The organism is Salinibacterium sp. (assembly GCF_031364185.1).
Classification (GTDB): Bacteria; Actinomycetota; Actinomycetes; order Actinomycetales; family Microbacteriaceae; genus Rhodoglobus.
This window is the reverse complement of the sequence record NZ_JANLVV010000186.1, coordinates 1-5,429: the sequence shown is the minus strand read 5'-3', so window position 1 is coordinate 5,429 and position 5,429 is coordinate 1. Positions and strand designations below refer to the sequence as shown.

Annotated in this window: 5 protein-coding genes and 1 pseudogene; all 6 read left to right on the top strand. The window is 62.7% G+C overall.

Going from position 1 to position 5,429, the window contains the following annotated elements; all coding sequences use genetic code 11:
* Nucleotides 1–41: 41 nt before the first annotated feature.
* Nucleotides 42–848, top strand: coding sequence for a hypothetical protein (locus RMN95_RS08170; protein ID WP_309616439.1), 807 nt, complete (start codon nucleotides 42–44; stop codon nucleotides 846–848).
* The gene (locus RMN95_RS08165) at nucleotides 748–1,341 is read left to right on the top strand and encodes a DUF6121 family protein (protein ID WP_309616438.1); all 594 of its coding nucleotides are present in this window, start codon (nucleotides 748–750) and stop codon (nucleotides 1,339–1,341) included. The genes RMN95_RS08170 and RMN95_RS08165 overlap by 101 nt, the downstream gene beginning before the upstream one ends.
* A 264-nt stretch (nucleotides 1,342–1,605) precedes the next feature.
* Nucleotides 1,606–1,980 carry a 30S ribosomal protein S12 gene (gene rpsL / locus RMN95_RS08160; protein ID WP_097060154.1) on the top strand — a complete coding sequence of 125 codons (375 nt, stop codon included), beginning with the start codon at nucleotides 1,606–1,608 and terminating at the stop codon, nucleotides 1,978–1,980.
* Nucleotides 1,980–2,417: a 30S ribosomal protein S7 gene (gene rpsG, locus RMN95_RS08155; RefSeq protein WP_309616437.1), complete on the top strand. Its 438-nt coding sequence runs from the start codon at nucleotides 1,980–1,982 to the stop codon at nucleotides 2,415–2,417. The genes rpsL and rpsG overlap by 1 nt, the downstream gene beginning before the upstream one ends.
* A gap of 120 nt (nucleotides 2,418–2,537) precedes the next feature.
* A pseudogene (gene fusA, locus RMN95_RS08150) lies at nucleotides 2,538–4,655 on the top strand (elongation factor G).
* Between the two features lie 110 nt (nucleotides 4,656–4,765).
* A partial coding sequence (locus tag RMN95_RS08145; RefSeq protein WP_309616436.1) for a GTP-binding protein occupies nucleotides 4,766–5,429 on the top strand: 664 nt, incomplete at its 3' end.

Genomic DNA, 5,429 nt, shown 5'->3' with positions numbered 1-5,429 from the left:
CGCTACACTGACATGAGAATGCGACGCCTGAGGAGAGCCCGATGACCACCATCCCACCCGAATCCGGGGACAATTCGGCAAGCACGTCTTCACCGCGCTCGGCGTCAAACGACGACTCAGTGCAGGAGGCGGTCATTATTGACGAACCGACTGCGGCACCGGTCGAGGACGAGTTGGTGATCGAGGATGACGGCTCCGCAGTAGTCGAGGAGGAAGTCGCTCACGCCCGCGCGACCGAGCCCGTCATCGCCACCGATGACCCGGGTGCCGTGCGCACCGATGCCCCGCCCGTCACTGTCGCACCGCAGCAGGTCGTCTACGTGCAGACTCCCGCTCCGCCGCGCAAGCTCGGCAACCGCGGGATAGGCGCGCTGATCGCGGCCCTGTCGGCGCTGGTGTTCATCGCGCTGCTCGCCGTGGTGACAGCGATCATCCAGAACGCGCGAACGGGCAAGTTCGATTTCGGATTCCTCGCCCAGACCCAGTTCTTCATCCCCATGCTCTTCTTCGTGCTCGCGTTCGTGCTGCTGGTGCTGCTGGTCAACCGTGGCGCCTGGTCGGCATACATCATCGGCAGCGTCCTGGTGGCGCTCGCCGTATATTTCGGCACGATCGGGCTCGGCCTACTGGTGACCGGGGTTATCTCCAACACCCCTGCCGAGGCGAACGCGCGTTTCGTTGAGCAGCTCTCGAACCCGTTCGTCATCGCGTCAGCTCTGCTGGCCCGCGAGGTCTCACTCTGGTTCGGTGCGCTCATCAGCCGTCGGGGTCGCAGCGTCAAGTCACGCAACGTCGCCGCGCGCGAAACTTACGAGCGCGAGCTGGCCGAGCGCCGCGCCCAGTCCTAGCGGGAACAGGGCATCGAGAACGGGGATCGCCACGAGCAGCGACTCAACCCCGCGAGCCCGACGCACGGGGCTGGCGGCCTTCGCCACGGTCGGCTATCTCGCCGCGCTCATCGCGCTGTGGGGCATCCTGAGTGTCATCACCGACCGTGACGTGATCGATTATCCGGATGCTGGCCCACTGCTCGGGCCATCGATGGCGGCAGTCGTCTGCCTCGTCACCTTCGCGCATGTCGTGACGGCAGCGGGGCAGGCGAATCCCTGGCGCCAGCTGGTCGGCACCGCCGTGCTCACAGCGGTCGCGGCCATCCTGGTGGGCGCGATCGGCTACGGCATTACCCGCAGTGACTTTGCATGGATGCCCGCCGCCGCGGTGCACTTCGCGATCGGACCGTTCGTGCCTGGGGCCGCGGTGCTCTCGTCGCTGGTTGTCGCCGCATCGTGGGCTGTCTCCAGGTCGCCGGGTCCGGGTTCCATCGACAGCGGAATCATTTGACCGCCGCCGTGGATGGGGCTACTATTCGAGGGTGTGCGCTCTGTCGTGCGCCTGCATGGTGCCATGGCACACATCAGGTTCGCGGCCCTCGCACCACCGGGTTCGTTCTTCGAACGGCCCCCACGGCATACCCGCACGCTGTCCTCGCAGACGGTTCGTGGGTCCAGATGAACTCGCGCCGAAGTGTCCTCATGAAGAGGCAGTTCGCGCGAATGCTAACCATCAAGACGCTGTCACCGTGCAGCACAATCAAGGAGTTACTCAGTGCCCACCATTCAGCAGTTGGTGCGAAAGGGCCGTTCGCCGAAGGTCGTCAAGACCAAGGCTCCCGCCCTGAAGTCCAACCCGCAGCAGCGCGGCGTTTGCACCCGCGTCTACACCACCACACCGAAGAAGCCGAACTCGGCCCTTCGTAAGGTTGCCCGCGTCAAGCTTTCCAACGGCACCGAGGTGACCGCATACATTCCCGGTGAGGGCCACAACCTGCAGGAGCACTCGATGGTGCTCATCCGCGGTGGCCGCGTTAAAGACCTCCCCGGCGTTCGCTACAAGATCGTTCGCGGCGCACTCGACACCCAGGCAGTCAAGAACCGCAAACAGGCTCGGAGCCTGTACGGCGCCAAGAAGGATAAGAAGTAATGCCTCGTAAAGGTCCAGCACCGAAGCGTCCCGTAGTTGCGGACCCGGTCTACGGCGCTCCCATTGTGAGCCAGCTCGTCAACAAGATCCTGCTCGATGGCAAGAAGGGTCTGGCCGAGCGCATCGTTTACGGTGCACTCGAGGGCGTTTCCGCCAAGAATGGCGCGGATGCCGTTATCACCCTCAAGAAGGCTCTCGATAACGTGCGCCCCACCATCGAGGTCAAGTCCCGCCGCGTTGGTGGCTCGACCTACCAGGTGCCCGTCGAGGTCAAGTCGCACCGCGCCAACACCCTCGCGCTTCGCTGGCTGACCAGCTACGCCAAGGGCCGTCGCGAAAAGACGATGACCGAGAGACTCACCAACGAGATCCTTGACGCATCGAACGGTCTGGGGGCCGCGGTCAAGCGCCGCGAAGACACCCACAATATGGCCTAATCGAATAAGGCTTTCGCGCACTACCGCTGGTAACCACGATTCTGATGATGGGGCCGGCGAGAGATCGACGGCCCCATCGCAGCGTGACCCGCATCCATTCACAAATTTTCGGAGGAACCCGTGGCACAGGACGTGCTCACCGACCTGAACAAGGTCCGCAACATCGGCATCATGGCTCACATCGATGCAGGCAAGACCACGACCACTGAGCGCATCCTGTTTTACACGGGCATCACCCACAAGATCGGCGAAGTGCACGACGGCGCCGCCACGATGGACTGGATGGCGCAGGAGCAGGAGCGCGGCATCACGATCACCTCGGCCGCCACCACGTGTTTCTGGGACAAGCACCAGATCAACATCATCGACACCCCGGGCCACGTCGACTTCACCGTCGAGGTGGAGCGCTCACTCCGTGTGCTCGATGGCGCGGTCGCAGTGTTCGATGGCAAGGAGGGCGTCGAGCCCCAGTCGGAGACCGTCTGGCGCCAGGCCGATAAGTACGACGTTCCCCGCATCTGCTTCGTCAACAAGATGGACAAGCTGGGCGCCGACTTCTACTTCACTGTCGACACCATCATCAAGCGCCTCGGCGCAAAGCCGCTGGTCATCCAGCTCCCGATCGGTTTCGAGAACTCCTTCGAGGGTGTCGTCGACCTGGTCGAGATGCGCGCGCTCACGTGGCGCGGTGACTCCAAGGGTGACGTCGAAATGGGCGCCAAGTACGCCGTCGAAGAGATTCCCGCCGACCTCATCGAAAAGGCAAACGAGTATCGCGCCGCGCTGCTCGAAGTTGTCGCCGAGACCGATGACGCGCTCCTTGAGCGCTTCATGGAGGGCGATACCGACTTCTCGGTGGCCGACATCAAGAAGGCCATCCGCAAGCTGACGGTCAACAGCGAGATCTACCCCGTGCTCTGCGGCTCGGCCTTCAAGAACCGCGGCGTCCAGCCGATGTTGGATGCCGTCGTCGACTACCTGCCGAGCCCGCTCGACGTGCCGGCAACGGAGGGCCATGACGTTCGTGACGAGGAGAAGATCGTCGAACGCCACCCCGACGCGACCGAGCCGTTCGCGGCGCTCGCGTTCAAGGTTGCCGTTCACCCGTTCTTCGGTCGACTTACCTACATTCGGGTGTACTCCGGTCACGTCGATTCCGGCGCCCAGCTGGTCAACTCGACCAAGGGCAAGAAAGAGCGCATCGGCAAGATCTTCCAGATGCACGCCAATAAGGAAAACCCTGTCGACAGCGTGACCGCCGGTCACATCTACGCGGTTATCGGCCTGAAAGACACCACCACGGGCGACACGCTGTGCGACCCGAGCAACCAGATCGTGCTCGAGTCCATGACGTTCCCCGAGCCCGTGATCGAGGTCGCGATCGAGCCGAAGACGAAGGCCGACCAGGAAAAGCTGGGCATCGCTATCCAGAAGCTAGCCGAGGAAGACCCGACGTTCCGCACCTAGCAGAACCAGGACACCGGCCAGACGGTCATCAAGGGCATGGGCGAGCTTCACCTCGACATCCTTGTTGACCGGATGAAGCGCGAGTTCAACGTCGAGGCGAACGTTGGAAAGCCCCAGGTCGCCTACCGCGAGACGATTCGTCGCATCGTCGATAAGCACGACTACACCCACAAGAAGCAGACCGGTGGTTCCGGCCAGTTCGCGAAGGTGCAGATCTCTCTCGAGCCACTTGAAGTGACTCCAGACACGATCTACGAATTCGAGAACAAGGTCACCGGTGGCCGCATCCCGCGCGAATACATCAGCTCCATCGATGCCGGATTCCAGGCGTCCATGGCGGTGGGCGTGCTCGCCGGCTACCCGATGGTGGGCGTCAAGGGAATCATCCTCGACGGTGCTGCCCACGATGTGGACTCGTCAGAAATGGCGTTCAAGATCGCCGGTTCGATGGCATTCAAGGAAGCGGCCCGCAAGGCCGATCCCGTGCTTCTCGAGCCGCTCATGGCCGTTGAGGTGCGTACCCCTGAGGAATACATGGGCGACGTCATCGGTGACCTGAACTCGCGTCGTGGACAGATCCAGTCGATGGAAGACGCGACTGGCGTCAAGGTCGTCACGGCCAAGGTGCCCCTGTCGGAGATGTTTGGTTACGTCGGTGACCTAAGGTCGAAAACCTCCGGTCGCGCCGTGTACTCGATGACCTTCGACAGCTACTCCGAAGTTCCCCGCGCGGTAGCTGAAGAGATCATCCAGAAGAACAAGGGCGAATAACAGCCCTGCACCCGCGGCTCACCGAGCCCGAGTAACATAACAACACACCAATCCGCGAAGCATTCGATAGTTATTGGATGCCCAGCATCGAGTCCTGAGGAGGACCCACAGTGGCCAAGGCCAAGTTCGAGCGGACTAAGCCGCACGTAAACATCGGAACCATCGGTCACGTTGACCACGGAAAGACCACGCTGACTGCAGCGATCTCCAAGGTCCTGGCCGATAAGTTCCCGTCGAAGACCAACGTTCAGCGCGACTTCGCGTCGATCGACTCGGCGCCGGAAGAGCGCCAGCGCGGCATCACGATCAACATCTCGCACGTCGAGTACGAGACGCCCAAGCGTCACTACGCTCACGTCGATGCCCCCGGCCACGCCGACTACATCAAGAATATGATCACCGGTGCCGCCCAGATGGACGGCGCGATCCTCGTGGTTGCCGCCACCGACGGCCCCATGGCGCAGACGCGCGAGCACGTGCTGCTCGCCAAGCAGATCGGCGTGCCGTACCTGCTGGTCGCGCTCAACAAGGCCGACATGGTCGACGACGAAGAGATTCTCGAGCTCGTCGAGCTTGAGGTGCGCGAGTTGCTCTCGAGCCAGAACTTCGACGGCGACAACGCCCCCGTGGTGCGAGTATCAGGCCTCAAGGCCCTCGAGGGCGACGAGAAGTTCTGGCTCGAGAGCAGTTCGCGAACCTCGAGCTCGACGAGCTCGAGGATCTCTTCGTCGTCGACCATGTCGGCCTTGTTGAGCGCGACCAGCAGGTACGGCA